Below are 17,767 nucleotides of genomic sequence, written 5' to 3'. Positions count from 1 at the left end.
CTCCTCATCTCCGCGCGCCGAGGGGGTGTGCGGCGGTCCCGGCGGCAGCTTCGGGCAGCCGCAGTGTCGGCACCGCCAGCAGGATCGCGATCACCGCGATCGCGGTGAGCATGGTCAGGCTGCCGGTCAGGTCGTGCGTGCGGAAGAACGCGGCGCTGAGCACCGCCAATCCGACACCGTTGCCGATCTGTTCGATGGTGGGCAGGGTGCCCGAGGCCTCGGCCATCCGGTGCTCGTCGAGCCCGGCCAGCATCAACGGTTGCAGCGGCACGCCGAACAGGCCGACGCCGAACCCGGCCGCGAACACCGGGCCCGCGGCCAGCGCGAGATTCACCTCGCCGCCGGTGAGGTGCAGGTAGATCACCCACGACAGCACGCAGCCGCCGTAGAGCGCGATGCCGGCGGCGAGCACCCGCACACCCCAGCGGCGCACCAGCCACGGTGAACTCAACGCACCCGCGCCCGCGCCGAGCGCGAACGGTGTCATCGCCAGGCCGGTACGCAACGGCGAGAAGTCCAGCGTGTCCTGCAGCATGATCGACACCGCGAACACGAACGCGGTGAACAGCCCGAAGAAGATCGTCACCAGCACCGACCCGAGCGCGAAACCCCGGTCGGCGAACAGATCCAGCCGCACCAGCGCGCCCGCGCCGCTGCGGTTCCGCCGCCGCTCCCGGAGCAGGAAGATCGTCGCCAGCGCGAGTGCCGCGACGATCCCCAGGCACGGCAGCGGTCGCCAGCCGTGCTGGTGGATCTCCGCGAGCGCGGAGAGCAGGCCGAACAGGGCCAGCGTCGACAGCGCCACCCCGGCCGGGTCCAGCCGTTCCCCCGCCCGGGGCCGGTCGATCCGCAGGAACTTCCAGCCCAGCGCGAACGCGAGCACACCCAGCGGCAGGTTCATCAGGAAGACGCTGTGCCAGCCGGTTCCGGCGATGTCCGCGGTCACCAGCGCGCCGCCCAGGATCGGCCCGAGCATGCCCGCAAAGCCCGCGACCGCGCCGTAGAGCGCGAACACCTGGGTGTGTTTGCTGCGCGGGAAGCTCGCGGTGAGGATGGCGATGGTCTGCGCCGCCATCCCCGCGCCCGCGATGCCCTGCACCACCCGGGCCACCACCAGCTCGCTCGCGCTGCCGGACACCCCGCACCAGATCGAGGCGGCGGTGAAGGCGACCACCGACACCAGGAACATGGTGCGCCGCCCCACCATCGCGCCCAGCCGCGCCGCGGTCAGCAGCGTGCAGGCGAAGGCGAGCGAATAGCCCGAGATCACCAGCACCTGCTGTGCGCCGGAGGCGGACAGGTCCGCGGTGATGCTCGGCAGCGCGGTGTTCACGATGGTGACGTCGATCATCTGCATGAACACGGCGATCAGGCAGCCGGCGAAGGCGAGCCAGGCCGCCAGGTCGCCGCCCGCCACCGCGGCGGGCGGCGTGCGGACCTCCGTCACAGACGCGCTCCCTCGGCTCGCGTGGCCGCGTCGGCGACGTGCCCGTTGCCCGCGCCGTTGGCGGCGGCCGCGAGCGATTCGGTCAGCGCCGCGGGCACCGTCAGCCCCGACCCCGCGGGTTTCGCGACGGGCGCGGCCGGGTCGAGCGGGCCGGTGTCGGCGGCGAGGATCAGCTCGGCCACCTTCGGTCCGGCCTGCTCGAGACTGAACGAACGGCCCATCTGCAGCGACATCAGCTCGATGCCGAGCGATTTGCTCACCCGCGCACCGAATTCCACCGCCATCAGCGAGTCGAGCCCCAGTTCGGGCACCGGCACGGTCAGGTCGACGGTGTCGGCCTGCACGCCCATCACCACGGCCAGCTGTTCGGCCAGCATCCTGGCCACCGCCTGCCCGCGCTTGCCCTCCTCCAGCGCCAGCAGTTCGGCTTTGAGCTGGGCGAGGGCGGAGTTGTCGGCCACCGCGGCCGCCACCTGTGTCGCGAGCCTGCCGGTGCGCGTCATCTGCGGGAAGGCGGCGGTGAGCTTGGACCAGTCGGTCGGGATGATCGCGGCCCTGGTCACGTCCAGCCGTAGCGCCTGCTCCAAATACACGGTGCCGTCGGTCATCTCGATCGGGCTGAACCCGGCCACCTCGAGATACTTGGCGACCTTCTCGTCGGCGGCCATGCCGCCGGTCGCGCCGGACATGTGCCCCCAGCCCACGCACAGCACCCGCTCCCCCGCGCGGCTCCACTCCTCGGCCAGCGCCTCCACCGCGAGATTGGCGGCGGTGTAGTTGTACTGGCCGAAGATGCCGAACATCGACCCGCCGGAGGAGTACAGCACGATCATGTCCGGCTCGATACCGGCCTGCTCGACGGCGTCGTGCAGTGCGCGCGCACCGTGCACCTTGGCGCGGTACACGCGGGTGAGCTGATCGAGGTCCATGAGCTCGATGCGGTTGTCGGCCACCGCGCCCGCCGCGTGGAAGATCCCGCGCAGCGGGTGCTCCGGCTGGTGCGCGCGTGCCACGATCCCGGCGACGGCCGCCCGGTCGGCGACGTCGGCCCGTTCCTCGAGCACGGTCACGCCCAGCGCCGCCCAGGCGGCGATCTGCTGCTTCGCCGCCGGGGTCGCCGCGCCGCTGCGCCCGACGAGCATCAGCCGGCGCGCGCCCTTGCCGATCAGCCAGCGCGCGGTCGCCAGGCCGAAACCACCGAACCCGCCGGTGATCAGATACGTTCCGGCACCGTCGATCTGCACCTCCGGCAGCATCGGACGCACCGGCGGCGCCTCGTCCGTCATACCGAGGGCGATCCGGCCGAACCGGTTGGAGCGGATCACGTCGTCGAACGCCTTGACCACCTCGTGGGTGCCGTACACCTCGTAGGGCAGCGGGGTGTAGATGCCGGCGGCGATCTTGTCGTAGACGCGGCGCAGCAGGTCGGCCAGTTGCAGCGGCCGCACCGCGCACATCCGGTCGAGGTCGACCGAGAAGTACGACAGGTTCTTGTCGAAGGCGGCCAGCTCGAGCAGGCCGCCGGTGTAGATGTCGGCCTTGCCGACCTCGACGATGCGGCCGAACTCGCGCACGGCGTGGAAGTTCTGGCGCAGCGCCTCGCCGGGGGCGGTGCTGAGCACCACGTCCACGCCGGCGCCGCCGGTGAGCGCGAGGACCTCGTCGGCGAAGTTCAGCGAGCGCGAGTTCAGCGCGTGATCGGCCCCGAGCGCGAGCACGTGCGCCCGCCGCTCGGCGCTGCCCGCGGTGCCGATGATCCGCGCGCCCACCTGTCGGGCCACCTGGATCGCCGCCTGCCCGACGCCACCGGCCGCGCCGTGGATGAGCACCGTCTCCCCCGGCTGCAGCCGGGCCAGGTCGAGCAGCGAGTACTCGGCGGTGCCGAACGCGGTGGTGCTGGTGCACAGTCCGGGCTCGGCGCCCTCGGGCAGCGGGATGACCGCGTACTGGTCGACCAGGTGGTAGCGGCGCATCATGCCCTTGGCGGCGATGGCGACGGTGTCGCCGATCTCCACCGACTCGACGTCCGCGCCGACGCGGACCACGGTGCCGACGCCTTCCATGCCCGGCTCGGTGCCGAAGAAGGTCTCGGCGAGCTCGCGCTCCCCCAGGATGCCCATCACCTTGAGCGGGTCCTTGTAGTTCATGCCGATGACCTGCATCCGCACCTCGACCTGCCCCGGGCCGGGGTCGCGGCGCGGGACCTGCCGCCAGGCCAGCGCCGACAGCAGCCGCGACCGTGGAATCTCCAGCGCGAAATCGGCTTCCGGATCGGTCAGCGGCGCCGCGGTGTCCAGCGCCTCGATCCGTTCGCCGAGCGGCTTGGTGACGACCGGCACCCAGCGGGCGCCGCCGCGCAGCAGCACTTCGTCGGAGTTGTCGTAGCTGAACGCGCCGGGCACCGACAGTTCGGCGACCAGATCGGCGACGGCGGTACCGGGTTCGACGTCGACGAGCCGCCAGCGCAGTCGGGTCTGCTCGTTGAGCAGCACGCGGCGCGCCCCGGCCAGCGCGGCCTGCCGGGAGTCCGGCGGGATGGGACTGTCGGGCAGCGTGAACGCCCGCTCGGTGATCAGGGTGACGTGCAGGGCGCCGTCCTCGACCGGCGGCAGCGCGGCGGCGGCCGGGGAATCGGCGAACCGGTCCAGCGCCACCGCGATCCGCTTGAGCGTCCACAGGTCGGCCAGGTCGTCGGCCACCGCGCCGGCGACCACGCAGACGTGCACGCGCTGCACGTCCGGTTCCGCGGCCACGGAATCCAGCAGGGCGAGCAGGTCGTCCTCGAGATCCGGCGCGTCCGCGGCCACCCGCATGCGCGCGTCGGGGATCGCGGCGGCCAGTTGGCCGGCGCGGGCGTCTGCGGTGAGCGCGACGATCACCGTGGCCGCGGGCGGCAGCTGCGCGAGTGCGGCCGGGTCGATCGGGTCGCGTCGTTCCATCGTGTCGGCGTAGTAGAACTCGGCCATCCGCTGCAGCGGCCCCGCGCCGGGGTTCAGCGCATCGATCTGCACACCGACCAGGCGCAGGCAGGGGTTCCGGTCGGCGTCGAGCAGGTCGACATCGGCCAGCCGGGCGCGCGCCGGATTCCGCCGGGCCACCACCGTGACCTCCTCGGGCAGCGGCGCATACATCCGGACCGCGTTCACCCCGACCGGCACGAGCGCGCCCTCGCCCAGGCTCTCGTCGGCGAACAGCAGCGCCACGGTCTGCATGGCCGCGTCCACCACGGCCGGGTGTGCGAGGTGTCCGGAGCCGGCGCCGATGCTCGCGTCCACGGTGGCGACGACGGTGTCGCGGTCGGCGCGGACCGCGGTCACGCGGCGGAAGGACGGGCCGTAGTGGAGGCCGCGGGCGGCGAGCGCGGCGTAGAACAGGTCGGGATCGAAGTCGACCTCGGTCTCGATCTCCGGCACCGGCACCGGTTCCGGCTCGTAGGCGCCGGTGAGCAGCCGTCCGGTCGCGTTGACCGTCCACACCGTGCCGGTGGCGCTGCGCGAGCGGATCAGGAATCGCCCGCTGCCCTCCTCGACGCTGGTCTCCAGGAACGGCACGTCGGGCTGGCCCATGATCAGCGGCGCCACGAACCGCACGTTCGCCACCGCGACCCGCTTGTCGCCGGATCGGCTCGCCGCCGCGCTCAGTGCCGCGTCGAGATAGGCGGCGCCGGGCATGATGCGCACGCCGCCGACCACGTGATCGGCCAGCCACGGCAGCACTTCGGTGCCGACCTGCAACAACCAGCCCGGCCTGCCTTCGGCGTCCGGATCGCCGAGCATGGCGTAGCCGCCGGGGGTGCCGAGGCGCATCTGTTCGAAGACCGGCAGCGGCGCGTACAGGCGGGTGCGCTGCCAGGGGTAGCGCGGCAGTGGCCGATGCGGGGTCGGCGTGTCGGCCGGGAACAGGCGGTCCAGGTCGAGGACACCCGCGCTGTAGAGTCCGGCGATCGTGGCGCGCAGGCTCTCGGAATCGGGGCGCTTGCGGTCCAGAGTGGCGACCGTCGCGCCGTTCTCCCCCGCCGCCAGCAGGATCTCACGGAGATTGCCCGACAGCACCGGATGCGGGCCGACCTCGAGGAAGACCCGGCTGCCCGCGCCGAGCAGGGCGGTGACGGCGTCGGCGAAGCGCACCGACCCGCGCACGTTCGCGCACCAGTACTCGGCATCCCACAGGTCGTCGGTGACCGGCGCGCCGGTCACCGTGGAGTACAGCGGAATCCGCGGCGACCGCGGCCGCAACTCGGCCAGCGCGGTGCGCAGCTCGTCGAGGATCGGATCCATCAGGCGGCTGTGGTAGGGCACCTCGACGCGCAGTCGACGCGCGAAAACGCCGTCGTCGGTGAGCTTTTCGGCGATCTCGTCGAGCCGGTCGGCGTCGCCGGACAGGGTCAGCGCGTGCGGGCTGTTCACCGCCGCGATGTCGACCGTGCCGTCGGCGAGCAGCGCACCGGCCTGTTCCAGGCTGAGCCCGACCGCCAGCATGCCGCCCGAGCCCGCGGTGGTCGCCTGCAGGCGGGCCCGGTGGTAGGCGACCAGCACGGCCTCCGGCAGTGTCAGCATCCCCGTGACATAGGCGGCCGACACCTCCCCGACACTGTGGCCGACCACCGCCGCGGGTTCGATGCCGAGCGCGGCCAGTTCCCGCACCAGCCCCACCTGCACCAGGAAGTTGGCCGGTTGCGCCACCTCGGTGGCGGTGACCCGCGATTCCTCCTCCGGCCGCAACAGTTCCTCGATGATCGACCAGCCGGCCACCGCCCGGAAGGCCGTGTCGATCTCGCGCGCCGTCGCGGCGAAGACACCGTCGGCGAGTAGGAGTTCGCGTGCCATCCCCCACCACTGCGGGCCCATACCGGAGAACACGAACACCGGTTCGGCGACCCGCCGCGACACCGTGCGGACCGCGTCCCGGCCGTCACCGGCGGCATAGGCGCGCAGGGCGTCGACCAGTTCGGCCCGCTCGCCCAACGGCATCCCGATCCGGAACTGGTGGTGCGCCCGGCGCGTCCACGCCGCTTCGGCGACCCGCTCCACGTCGGCGCCGCCCGCGAGCAGATCGGCGAACCGGCCCGCCATCGCCCGCACGGCGGCCGCACTGCGCGCGGAGACGGGCAGCACCCCGAGATGGCGCGGTTCGGCGCGCGGCGCCGGCGGCGCCCCGCGGTACTCCTGGAGGATGGCGTGGGCGTTGGTGCCGCCGTATCCGAACCCGTTGACCGCGATCGTCATCGGCACGGTCTCGGACTCGTACGGTTGCGCCTCCAGCTGGACGTGCAGGTTGAGGTCGGCGAAAGGGATGTCGGGGTTGAGTTCGTTCAGCCAGCCCTGCGGCGGCAGGGTGCGATGGGTGAGCGCCAGCGCCGACTTGATGACACCGGCGATGCCGGAGGCGGCCTCGGTGTGCCCGAGGGTGGCCTTGAGCGAGCCGACCCCCAGCGTCGTCTCGCGCCCCTCGACCGCGCCGTAGACCCGCCCCAGGGCGCGCAGCTCGATCGGGTCGCCCACGGGCGTGCCGGTGCCGTGCGCCTCCACGTAGCTGATGCGTTCGGGCGCCAGTCCCGCCCGCTCGCACACGGCCCGGGCCAGCGCCTCCTGGGAGTCGGCGTTGGGCACGGTGATCGCGGTGGTGCGCCCGTCCTGGTTGGCGCCCGTCGCCTTGACCACCGCGTAGATCCGGTCGCCGTCGCGCACGGCGTCGTCGAGTTTCTTCAGCACCACGATGCCGCCGCCCTCACCGCGGCCGTAGCCGTCACCCGCGGCGTCGAAGGACTTGCAGCGCCCGTCGGCGGCGAGGAATCCGCCCTTGCACATCATCACGAACGTCTCCGGCTGCAGCATGACGTTCACCCCGCCCGCCAGCGCGACCTCGCAGTCGCCGTTGTCGAGCGCCTGGCAGGCCAGGTGGAAGGCCACCAGCGACGACGAGCACGCGGTGTCCACGGTGAGCGCGGGCCCGACCAGGTCGAGGGCGTAGGCGATGCGGTTCGACAGCATCGTGTAGGAGGCACTGGCCGCGGTGTGCATGTCCACGTGCGCCAGCGCCGGTCCGACCACCCCGACCACCGATTGGTCGACCACGAAACCGCCCACGTAGACGCCGACCTGGCGGCCCGCCGTGCGCGGCGCGATCCCGGCGTCGTCGAGCGCCTCCCAGGTCACCTCGAGCAGCAGCCGCTGCTGCGGGTCCAGCACGGTCGCCTCACGCGGGGAGATGCCGAAGAAGTCAGGGTCGAACTCCCACGGGTCGCCGGTCATGAAGGCGCCGCGTTTGGTGTAGCTACGGCCCGGGGTGCGCTTGTCGCGGTCGTAGTAGCGGCGGTAGTCCCACCGGTCCGCGGGGATCTCCACGACGGCGTCGCGCTTGTCGACCACGAAATCCCAGAAGGTTTCCGGTGAGTCGATTCCACCGCCGAATCGGCAGCCGATACCCACGATGGCAATGTCGGACATCCTTGATCCTCCCGAATGGGGGTGTCGTGCAGTCGCTGTCTCCGCTGCCGGGCGACGATCTGTCGAACCTGGGCCGTCCTGGAAGTTGTCCGGTATCAGCGCTGCAAATCCGCAAAACACCCGGTGCCACACCGGCAGTGGACCGATCGTATGCACCCGACGACGACGCGGTGAACAGCTCGGTTCCAACGTTCCGTCATCGCACAAAGCCCGTGCGCGGCCAACTGTGATCGCGGCCAAGCCTTTTCGGTCGCGCTCACGCGGGCGCGGCCAGCGCGGCGGCGAACAGCGGCCAGCAGCGGCGCAGATCCTGCTCCCAGTACCCCCACGAGTGGGTGCCGTCGGGGCGCACCTCGACCGTCGCCGGGATGCCCGCCGCGCGCAGCCGCGCGCCGAGTTCGCTGGTGCAGTCGGCGGCCACCGCCTCGAGCGCACCGCCGATCAGCAGTTGGTCCGCCAGCGCGAACGGATCCGCGTCGATTCCCGGGCCCTGCAACGAATCCAGGGCCCCCGGCCGCCCGGTGCCCGCCGTCACGTACACCGTGGTGTCGCGCAGTTCCGCGGCCCGCAGCGACGGATCGTTGGCCGCCCACGCCGGGTCCTCGGGCGGGCCCCACAGATTGACCGGGTCGCCGCCGTAGGCGCGCACCACCGTGTTCACCACGGCGCGGCCCCGCGCGTCGCTGGTCGGCACACAGCCGCTGAAGGAGCCGATCGCCCGGTACACCCCCGGCGCGTGCAGAGCGAGCTGGAACACCGAGGTCCCGGCCATCGACACCCCGATCACCGCGTTCGCGCCGGTGCCGTGAAACGCGTTGTCCAGCAACGGCGGCAGCTCGCGGGTGAGGAAACTCGCCCAGCGCTGGAGCCCCAGCACCGGGTCGCGGGCGCGCCAGTCGGCGAAGTAGCTGCCCGCACCCCCGATCGGCATGGCGACGTTGACCTGTTCCCCGGCGAAGAAGGCCGCCACCCCGGTCCGGTCGAACCAGTTGCCGCCGTCCCCACCGCCGGTGATCCCGTTGAGCAGATACAGCGTCGGTGCTGCCCGGTCGGGGTCCGCCGCCCGCAGCAGCCGGATCGGGATCTCGGCGGCCATGGCCGCGGAGTGGACGATCACCTCGACCTCCCGGTCCGACCGCGGCATGACCCGGACGATGTGCGGCTCGCCGATCGGTTGCGCGGCCACCGGGCCGGCGAGCGCGGCCACCACCAGGACGGCGGTCGTGGCGACCAGCGCGCGAAGCAGGGAGTGTGTCACCGTCGGCAACCTAATCCGCCGCACCGCCGCCGGCCACGCTCCGCCCGCGATCCTGTGAGGGCTACCAATTCGCCGTCCGCGGTCATGGGCGCCTCCGGCACGCGTTGACGCAATGAAACAGGATTTGTATTGTCGTTACATGCCCGAGCGCTACGACGAGGTCGACGAGCGGATCATGGACGCCGCGCTCGAACGGATCCTCCAGGTCGGCATCCGGCGGTCGAGCCTCGAGGACATCGCGCGCCGCGCGGGCATCAACCGCATCACCATCCACCGGCGCTTCGCCGGAAAGGAGAACCTGATCGAGGCGGTGCTCGAGCGCGAGACCCGCCGCATGCTCGCCGAGGTCACCGCGATCGCCACCACCGCCCCCGGCGTGGACGCGCAGATCGAGGAGACCGTGCTGTACGTGCTCACCCAGACCCGCATCCACACCCTGGTCACCCGGTTGCTGCGGGTGGCGCCGGAGGAGGCCCTGAGCTTCTACACCGTGCAGGGCGAGCGGCTGGTCGGGCTCGGCATCGACTACATCACCGGCATGCTCACCCACGCACAGCAGGCCGGGCTCATCTACCGCTACGACCCCAGTCCCGTCGCCGAACTCGTCGCCCGCCTCGCCCATTCGCTGATGCTCACCCCGGGCGGCGGCGGCAACGTCGACTTCGGCGACCCCGACCAGGCCAGGGCCTTCGTCCGCGCCTTTCTCGTGCCGTTGCTGAAACACGGCATCGCCGCATCACGGGAGGAACACCCCCATGACCGCCCCCACGCTCGTCCCCACGCGCCATCCCGACCGCCCACGTAGGGCCCCGGGACTCGGCCCGTTCGCCGCGCTGCTCGGCATCGGCGAGCCCACCCCGCGACGCTGGCGGGCGCTCGGCGAATCCCTGCTCGTCGGCGACGAACCGATGGACCGCCTGGTCGAGTGGATGTACGCCGCGGGCATGGCGACCACCCGCCCGCTGTTCGACCGCGCCCTGCACACCGGCATCGACAGCGTGCCCGCCGCCCCCGCACCACTGCGGGAGTTCTTCGAGCTGGTCGAGACCACCCCCGACTGGGTCGATCCCGCGCTGCTCCGCCAGGGCGAGCGGGTCTTCCGCTCAGGCGGCACCGACGGTCTCTACTTCGCGCGCGACGTCTCCTTCCTCGGCGGCTACCTGGCCTCCGGCTTCAACAAGACCCTCCTGCGCACCGGCGCCCTCGAGAAGGGCCCGGCGCGGCGCTTCGCCGAGACGTTGCAGTGGGCCATGGACGTCTCCAGCGAGAACGGCATGGACACCTTCGGCGCCGGCTACCGGTCGACGCTGCACGTGCGCTTCATCCACGCCCTGGTGCGCAGGCACGTGGCCGCCATGCCGGACTGGCGCGGCGAGGAATGGGGGGTGCCGATCAACCAGACCGACATGGCCGCCACGCTCGTCGGCGCGCTGCTCGCCCCCTTCGTCGGCGGCATGGCACTGGGGATCGTGCCCTCCCCTCGCGAGACCGCCGCCGCCGCGCACCTGACCCGCTACGTGGGCTGGCTGATCGGCGTGCAGGAGCAGTGGCTGCCCACCGGATTCCGCGACGGCGTGGCGATCCTGCACCACTGCCTGGGCGCGATCACCAACCCCGACGAGACCAGCCGCCGGCTCGCCCGGCCGATGGCCGACGATCCGCTGCACTGGCACCACCCCAACCTGCCGCGCCTGCGCGGCCGCATCGCCCGCGCCCAGCACCTGTCGGTCGCCAGCGCCTTTCTCGGCCCCAAAGCCATGCGCATCCTCGGCCTGCCGTACGTGCCGCCGTGGTACCCGGCCCTGCGCATCCCGGTCAACCTGGTGCGCAGCGGACTGGTCCGCCTCGTCCCCGGCGGCGCCGACCGCGCGGCCGTGCGCGGCCGCCGCGAACAGGAAGCGTTCCTGCGCAAGCTCATCGGCGACAGCGCGGCCGTCATCGGCGCATCCGCGCCCCGGCCGGGTACCGCCGCCTGACCGATCGTCCCCGAACCGCGGTGGTCACTCGCTCGGCATCCGCCCGGACCCGGCACCCCCGCGCAGGCGGTCGCCGAAGCGGTGGAGCGCCGCGCGGAATTCCGCGGGCTCCTCGACGGTGACCTCGGCGTCGAGGAAGGCCAGGGCGAGCACCAGCCACTGCCAGGTGTCGAGCATCAGCACCGCGCGGGTGCGGCCGTCGGGCAGCGCGGTGAGTTCCATGTCCTGGCCGGTCAGCGCGCCCGCGACGGCGGCGACCGGGGCGTCGACGGTGAGCACGACACGCTGCCGGTGTTTGTCGAATCCCGCGCGCAGGTAGTCGATTCCGGTGTCGGCGGGCAGCGGGCGCGGGGTGAAGACACGCTCGCCGACGCGCATCCCGGTGATGCGGTCGGTGCGGAAGACCCGCCAGTCGCGGCGGTCGGTGTCCCAGGCCAGCAGGTACCAGCGCAGGCGCAGGTGAATCTGGCGGTGCGGCTCGACGCGGCGGGCCGACGACGCGCCCTCGGCGCCGGTGTACTCGAAGGTCACCACACGGTGCTGGTGGATGGCGTCGGCCAGGGCGCCGAGGGTGGCCGCGTCCGCGCCGGGGGCGGCGAGGGCGCCGGTTTCGAGGCCCGCGCGCAGGGCGGCGGCGCGGGGGCGCAGGCGTTTGGGCAGGAACTGGTCGACCTTGCCGTAGGCGCGGGTGGCCGCGTCGTCGAGGCTGCCCGCGCCGGCGTTGCCGGTGGCCGACAGCAGGGCCAGGCCGAGCAGGGTCGCGAGGGCCTCGTCGTCCTCGAACAGCAGCGGCGGGACGGTCGTGCCCGCGGCGAGCCGGTAGTAGCCGCCCGGCCCGGGCTGGGTGCGGACCGGGTAGCCGTACTCGCGCAGCCGCTCGACGTCGCGGCGCAGCGTGCGCGGGCTGACCGCCAGCCGGGCGGCGAGTTCCTCGCCGGCGAATGCCCGCCCGGTCTGCAGGGCGGCCAGCAGCGCGAGGAGGCGGCGGGTGACATCGGCCATGCGCTCATTCTCGCCGGAATCGCGGTCGGAATCCGGCCACATCTCGTCGTAGCGTCGCGGGCATGGCCGAACCCATGATCCGTCTCCGGGGCGCCCGGACCAACAATCTGAAGTCGCTCGACCTCGACGTGCCGCGCGGGCAGCTGGTGGCCTTCGTCGGCGTGTCCGGATCGGGGAAGACCTCGCTGGTGTTCGACACGATCGCGGCCGAGGCGGGCTTCCAGCTCACCGAGACCTTCCCGCCCTTCGCCCGCAACCGGATGCCGAAGTGGACGCGACCCGACGTCGAGCACATCGACGGGCTGTCGCCGGTGGTGGTGATCGATCAGCGCCGCCTCGGCGGCAACGCCAGGTCCACCGTCGGCACGATCACCGACACCTGGACCTACCTTCGTCTGTTGTTCTCCCGCCTGAGCACCCCGCACCTCGGCGAGTCCAACCGCTTCTCGTTCAACGATCCGGCGGGCATGTGCCCCACCTGTTCGGGTCTCGGCGAGGTGGTGGTCAGCGCGGTCGAGCGGTTCCTCGACCCGGACAAGTCGCTGCGCGAGGGCGCGATTCTGCTGCCCGGCTTCGGCAACGGCGGCTACTGGTACTCCCAGTACGCCGACATCGGCAGTTTCGACGCCGACACCCCGCTGCGGGAGTGGAGCGAGCAGGAACGCGCGGCCCTGCTCTACGGCGGCGAGCACGCCGCCCGCCTCGGCACCGCGCCGCCGAAGGACTACGAGGGCGTGGTGACCCGCTTCGAGCGCATCTACCTGCACACCGCCGACAACCTCTCCGAGCGCAAACAGCAGACCCTGGCCCGGTTCACCCGCTCGGCCACCTGCCCCGACTGCCACGGCGACCGGCTGACCGAAGCCGCCAGGACGGCGACCGTCCACGGATACACCATCGCCGACCTGGCCCGGCTCGAGATCGCCGAACTGGCCGGGCTGATACCGGAATTCACCGAGCCGACGGTGGCCCCCGTGGTGGCCGCCCTGCGTGAGCGGCTCGACGCGCTGGTCACCATCGGCCTGGGCTACCTGCACCTCGGCCGCGCCACCACCACCCTCTCCGGCGGCGAGTCCCAGCGCATCAAGACCGTCAAGCACCTGGGCAGCAGCCTCATCGAAATGCTCTACGTCTTCGACGAACCCACCGTCGGCCTGCACCCGCACGACGTCGCGGCCATGACCGCGCTGCTGCGCCGGCTGCGCGACAAGGGCAACAGCGTGCTGGTCGTCGAACACGACCCCGCGGTGATGGCCATCGCCGACCAGATCGTCGAAATCGGTCCGGCGGCGGGCGAACACGGCGGCGAACTGGTCTTCCAGGGCCGCTACGCCGACCTGCTCCGCGCCGGCACCCCGACCGCGACCGCGCTGACCCGCACCCGCCCGCGCACCCGCGCGCCGCGCACCCCGCGCGGGAAGATCCGCGTCACCGGCGCCACCCGCAACAACCTCCGCGACCTCACCCTCGACCTGCCCACCGGGGTGCTGACCGTGCTCACCGGCGTGGCCGGATCCGGGAAGTCCAGTCTGGCCGCGGAACTGCGCGCCCAGCACGAGGCGGTCGTCATCGATCAGAAGCCGGTGGCGACCAACCGCCGCTCCACACCGATCACCTACACCGGCATCGCCACGCCGCTGCGCAAGCTGTTCGCGCGGCGCAACAACGTGCCCGCGGCGCTGTTCAGCGCGAACTCCGCGGGCGCCTGCCCGGACTGCCGCGGTCTCGGCGTCGTCTACACCGACCTGGCCTTCATGGAGGGGCAGGAGACGGTCTGCGAGACCTGCGGCGGCCGCCGCTTCACCCCGGAGGTGCTGCGCCACACCGTCGACGGGCTCTCCATCGCCGACGTCGACGATCTCACCATCGCCGAGGCGCTGCACCGCCTCGACGACCGCGCCATCGCGGCCGCGCTCGGCCACCTCGACGAGGTCGGCCTGGGTTATCTGCGCCTCGGCCAGCCGCTGACCACCCTCTCCGGCGGCGAATGCCAACGCGTCAAGATCGCCAAGGAACTGCGGGAGGCCACCGCACCGGCCCTGTACATCCTCGACGAACCCACCACGGGACTGCATCTGCGCGATGTCGACACGCTGCTGGACGTGCTGGACCGGCTGGTCGAGCGGGGCCACACGGTGGTGGTCATCGAGCACGATCTCGAGGTCGTGCGGCGGGCGGACTGGGTCGTCGACCTCGGGCCAGGTCCGGGCAGGCACGGCGGGCGTGTGCTGTTCGAAGGGCATGTCACCGATCTGCGCGCCCACGACACCGCGACCGCGCGCGCACTGCGGGCCGCCGAGGCGTCCACAGCCGGCATTTGTGGATAGCCAGTTTCTCGCTGTCGCCCGGCTTGTCGGCTGGCTCTCGGGGACGCGACCACCTACGTTGCTGAACGTCCGATGATTTGCTGAACGATTGCTCTGCGAGGGGTGGGCGATGGTGGCACGGGTCAGTTCGTCTGGTGCGCACAGTGTTCGCGGCCGCCGGGACCGCCGGTGAGCGCGCGGGCACGTCGGGGGCGCACCAGGCGACTGCTCGTGGCGGCCGCGGCCGTCGTCACGATGGTCGCCGCCGGTGGCTGCACCATCGGCGTCGCCGAACCCGCCGCCGATCGCCCGGCCGCTACGACCGGCACGACCACCGCGCCGGCACCGCCGCCCGCGCCGCCGCAACGAAAGGCGTCGAACGTCGCCATGACCAAGCTGGCGCCGGGCCAGAAGCCGCCGCAGTTCATCCTGTTCTCCTTCGACGGCGTCGGACTCTCACCCAATTGGGACATGTTCCTCGAGGTCGCCGAGCGGGTGGACGCGCGCTTCACCGCCCTGATGACCGGCCTGTACTTCCTCACCGACGACAACCGCCACCACTACCGCGGCCCCGGCCACCGCCCCGGCGAGGCGGCCATCGCCTTCGGCGGTCATCCCGAGGACGTCTACGCCCAGATCGACTACCTCAACCGCACCTGGCTGGCCGGGCACGAGATGGGCACCCACTACGTCGGCCACTTCTGCCGGGGCGGCGGCTATCACGGCGACCAGTGGAACACCGCCGACTGGAACCACGAACTCGACCAGTTCTTCGCGCTGATGACCGGCTGGCGCGCCAACAACCAGCTCTTCGACGGCCCCGATCTGCTGTTCGGCCCGCAGGAGGTGCGCGGCGGTCGCACCCAGTGCCTGGAAGGCGCGCTGTCCCAGCTGATTCCGGCGTGGAAGCAGCACGGCATGACCTGGGATTCCTCCATGCCCGCCGACCGTCCCGGCCTCTACTGGCCCGGCCGCGTCGACGGAATCTGGGAATTCCCCATCCCGTTCGTGTTCGCCCCGCCCTTCGAACGCCGCCAGACCGCCCTCGACTACAACTTCTGGTACACCTTCAACAAGGCCCAGGATCAGCCCGCGACCGCACCGCAGGTGCGTCGCATGGTCAAGCAGACCTACGACTACATGTACGAGCGGGCCTACCACGGCAACCGGGCGCCGCTGGTCATCGCCAACCATTTCAACGACTGGAACGGCAACGCCTTCAATCCCGCCACCGCCGATTTCATGGCCGAAGCCTGCACCCGCCCGGAAACCGTCTGCGCCACCTACTCCGACGTGATCGCCTGGATGGAGTTGCAGGACCCGGCCGTGCTGGCGCACTGGCAGGCGATGCCGCCGGTCGCGGTGAGCCCGCACGACTGATCCTTCGCCTCGCCCACCCCGACGCGCGCCGCTGTGCGGTGGTGCGGGAGCTGGTCGAGGGGATCGCCGGCGCGGAGCCGGTCGTGCTCGACAGCGGGCACGCCCCGGCCGACGAGCGGTCCGTCGGATGGACCGCCGTCACCGAATTCCTGGCGCGGACGTCGCGCGGCCGCGCCGGGCCGGTCCCTACTGCCCGCCCGCGGCCGCGATCGCCTTGTCGACGAGTTCGACGGTGGCGCGCGGGTCGTCGACCTGGATGATCAGGCGGGCGTAGCGTTCGTCGCGCAGTTCGATGACCACGGCGCGGCTTGCGTCGCGGACGTCCCAGAACACCCGCTCGCCCTCGGTGTAGAAGGTGCCCGCGGTGATGACACCCGGCAGGTAGGTGCCGGGCGCGCGGATGCCCTTGGACTCCTTCGCCACACCGGGGTCGACCGTCACGCCGCGGACGTTGGCCAGCGGAATCTCCAGGCGGCTCTTGAGCGCCCAGAGCTTGCTCAGCCCCTCCACCTCGACGACCAGCGTTCCCTCGTGAATCTCTACCTTGGCCAACGCCATTCCTCTCGATCAGGGTTCGGACGGGTGGGGTGGAAGGCTGCCGCTCGCCCTGGCTCGCAGACGCAGACCGAGGACGGTCGCCGACAGCGCGGCGGCGTCACCGTCGCGTGCGGCACCGTCGGTCACGGCCGCATCGAGCGCGTCCAGGGCGGCGGCGATCTCACGAGCGACCTCCGGATCCACCGGCGCGCGCTCGACCGCCGCGAGCAACAGGAAGTCCAGCTCGGCCGTGGCCGAGCTGGATTCGAGCAGGCCCGGCTCGGCGCGAAGCCGAGCCACCGCCGGGCGCAGCCGGTGCTCGACGTACCACCGCAGCGCGGCCAGATACAGCCCACGCTTGCTGCCGAACACCTTGTACAGGCTGTTGCGGTGCACGCCGAGATGGTTCACCAGGTCGTCCACCGAGACGCCGTCGTAGGCGCGCTCGGCGAACAATCTCGCCGCCGCGGCGATCACCTCGTCCTCGTCGAATCCCCGCGGCCTTCCCATGACCACAGCATGCCAGTTGAGGAACGATCAGTCAAGAACGATCGTTCCTCAACTGCGCGCCGCGGCACCCCGATCGAGAGCGGTGCGGCGTCAGCGGGTGGTGTACCCGCCGTTGGCGAAAAGGGTCTGGCCGGTGATCCAGCCACCGTCGGTGACCAGGAACTCCACCAGCGGGGCGATGTCCTCGATATGCGTCAGGCGCCCGCCCATCGCCTGGGACTTGTGGAACTCCACCCGTTCCGGCGGCTCCTGCGGGTAGAAGAACGGTGTGTCCATCGGCCCGGGCGCGACATTGTTCACCGCGATGCCGCGCGCGGCGAACTCCTTGGCGGCGGCGCGGGTGAAGTGCTCGACGGGGCTCTTGGATCCGGCGTAGGTGGAGTAGCCGTCGGTGAAGGCCGCCAGCAGCGAGGTGACCACGGTGACGATCCGGCCGTTGTCGGCCAGCCGCCTGCCCGCCTCGGCGAGGAAGAAGTAGGCCGCCTTGGCGTTGACGGCGAACATCTCGTCGTATTCGGCCTCGGTGGTGTCGACGATCGGCTTGCGCAGCACTTTGCCGACGGTGTTCACGGCGATGTCGACGGTGCCGAACGCTTCGATCGCCGCGTCGAACAGCCGGGTCACGTTCGCGGGTTCGGTGAGGTCGGCGCGGAACGGCACCGCGCGGGCCCCCGCCGCCTCCACCGCGGCGATGGTCTTCTCGGCATCGGCCTCGCCCGCGGCGCTGTGGTAGTGGACGAGCACGTTCGCCCCGCGCTCGGCCAGCCGGGTACTGATCAAGCCGCCGAGGTTCTTCGCCCCGGCCGCCACGATCGCGGATTTGCCCGTCAGCTCGGTCATGTGTCAGCTCCTTCATCTCGGTCGGACACTTCCGACGCTAGGAGCCATATCCACAACTGTGAAAC

Annotated in this window: 11 protein-coding genes; 4 read left to right on the top strand and 7 right to left on the bottom strand. The window is 71.8% G+C overall.

Annotation, left to right across the window (positions count from 1 at the left end; genetic code table 11):
- Positions 1–4: 4 nt before the first annotated feature.
- The 3 genes from AMO33_RS05115 to AMO33_RS05105 all read right to left on the bottom strand — a co-directional run bounded on the left by AMO33_RS05115 (position 5) and on the right by AMO33_RS05105 (position 9,151).
- On the bottom strand, positions 5–1,447 hold the full coding sequence (locus AMO33_RS05115; protein ID WP_060590878.1) for an MFS transporter: 1,443 nt from the start codon (positions 1,445–1,447) through the stop codon (positions 5–7).
- A complete protein-coding gene (locus AMO33_RS05110; RefSeq protein ID WP_060590876.1) occupies positions 1,444–7,893 on the bottom strand; it encodes a type I polyketide synthase in 6,450 nt (2,149 codons plus the stop codon). Before AMO33_RS05110 ends, AMO33_RS05115 begins: the two co-directional genes overlap by 4 nt.
- Positions 7,894–8,149: 256 nt before the next feature.
- Complete coding sequence (locus AMO33_RS05105; protein WP_076573429.1) at positions 8,150–9,151, bottom strand: alpha/beta hydrolase; 1,002 nt, start codon at positions 9,149–9,151, stop codon at positions 8,150–8,152.
- Positions 9,152–9,290: 139 nt separating this feature from the next.
- Between AMO33_RS05105 and AMO33_RS05100 the strand changes: the two genes are divergently transcribed.
- Together AMO33_RS05100 and AMO33_RS05095 are read left to right on the top strand one after the other, a co-directional pair.
- The gene (locus tag AMO33_RS05100; protein ID WP_060590871.1) at positions 9,291–9,956 is read left to right on the top strand and encodes a TetR/AcrR family transcriptional regulator; all 666 of its coding nucleotides are present in this window, start codon (positions 9,291–9,293) and stop codon (positions 9,954–9,956) included.
- Positions 9,907–11,127, top strand: a complete 1,221-nt coding sequence (locus tag AMO33_RS05095) for an oxygenase MpaB family protein (protein ID WP_060590869.1) — start codon at positions 9,907–9,909, stop codon at positions 11,125–11,127. The genes AMO33_RS05100 and AMO33_RS05095 overlap by 50 nt, the downstream gene beginning before the upstream one ends.
- Before the next feature lie 24 nt (positions 11,128–11,151).
- Here the strand turns inward: AMO33_RS05095 and AMO33_RS05090 are convergent, their stop codons facing one another.
- Positions 11,152–12,129, bottom strand: coding sequence for a helix-turn-helix transcriptional regulator (locus AMO33_RS05090; protein ID WP_060593296.1), 978 nt, complete (start codon positions 12,127–12,129; stop codon positions 11,152–11,154).
- 62 nt (positions 12,130–12,191) lie between these two features.
- Between AMO33_RS05090 and AMO33_RS05085 the strand changes: the two genes are divergently transcribed.
- Together AMO33_RS05085 and AMO33_RS05080 are read left to right on the top strand one after the other, a co-directional pair.
- Positions 12,192–14,456, top strand: coding sequence for an ATP-binding cassette domain-containing protein (locus tag AMO33_RS05085; protein WP_060590867.1), 2,265 nt, complete (start codon positions 12,192–12,194; stop codon positions 14,454–14,456).
- 168 nt (positions 14,457–14,624) lie between these two features.
- Entirely contained in the window at positions 14,625–15,815 is a 1,191-nt protein-coding gene (locus AMO33_RS05080; protein ID WP_060593295.1) for a polysaccharide deacetylase family protein, read from the top strand.
- A 186-nt stretch (positions 15,816–16,001) separates the two neighbouring features.
- Here the strand turns inward: AMO33_RS05080 and AMO33_RS05075 are convergent, their stop codons facing one another.
- The 3 genes from AMO33_RS05075 to AMO33_RS05065 form a co-directional block, all read right to left on the bottom strand.
- Entirely contained in the window at positions 16,002–16,373 is a 372-nt protein-coding gene (locus AMO33_RS05075; protein ID WP_107103083.1) for a hypothetical protein, read from the bottom strand.
- Between the two features lie 9 nt (positions 16,374–16,382).
- Complete coding sequence (locus tag AMO33_RS05070; protein WP_060593293.1) at positions 16,383–16,862, bottom strand: TetR/AcrR family transcriptional regulator; 480 nt, start codon at positions 16,860–16,862, stop codon at positions 16,383–16,385.
- A 90-nt stretch (positions 16,863–16,952) separates the two neighbouring features.
- Positions 16,953–17,702, bottom strand: a complete 750-nt coding sequence (locus AMO33_RS05065) for an SDR family oxidoreductase (RefSeq protein ID WP_060590866.1) — start codon at positions 17,700–17,702, stop codon at positions 16,953–16,955.
- Between the last annotated feature and the right edge of the window lie 65 nt (positions 17,703–17,767).

The organism is Nocardia farcinica (genome assembly GCF_001182745.1).
Lineage (GTDB): Bacteria > Actinomycetota > Actinomycetes > Mycobacteriales > Mycobacteriaceae > Nocardia > Nocardia farcinica.
Note: the sequence above shows the minus strand (reverse complement) of the source record. Positions and strands in the feature narration are given on the sequence as shown.

What these genes read in the sequence shown, in the direction of transcription:
- AMO33_RS05110 (WP_060590876.1), bottom strand. Translation starts at nt 7,893, where the DNA reads ATGTCCGACATTGCCATCGTGGGTATCGGCTGCCGATTCGGCGGTGGA.
- AMO33_RS05085 (WP_060590867.1), top strand. Translation starts at nt 12,192, where the DNA reads ATGGCCGAACCCATGATCCGTCTCCGGGGCGCCCGGACCAACAATCTG.
- AMO33_RS05065 (WP_060590866.1), bottom strand. Translation starts at nt 17,702, where the DNA reads ATGACCGAGCTGACGGGCAAATCCGCGATCGTGGCGGCCGGGGCGAAG.
- AMO33_RS05095 (WP_060590869.1), top strand. Translation starts at nt 9,907, where the DNA reads ATGACCGCCCCCACGCTCGTCCCCACGCGCCATCCCGACCGCCCACGT.
- AMO33_RS05090 (WP_060593296.1), bottom strand. Translation starts at nt 12,129, where the DNA reads ATGGCCGATGTCACCCGCCGCCTCCTCGCGCTGCTGGCCGCCCTGCAG.
- AMO33_RS05075 (WP_107103083.1), bottom strand. Translation starts at nt 16,373, where the DNA reads ATGGCGTTGGCCAAGGTAGAGATTCACGAGGGAACGCTGGTCGTCGAG.
- AMO33_RS05100 (WP_060590871.1), top strand. Translation starts at nt 9,291, where the DNA reads ATGCCCGAGCGCTACGACGAGGTCGACGAGCGGATCATGGACGCCGCG.
- AMO33_RS05070 (WP_060593293.1), bottom strand. Translation starts at nt 16,862, where the DNA reads ATGGGAAGGCCGCGGGGATTCGACGAGGACGAGGTGATCGCCGCGGCG.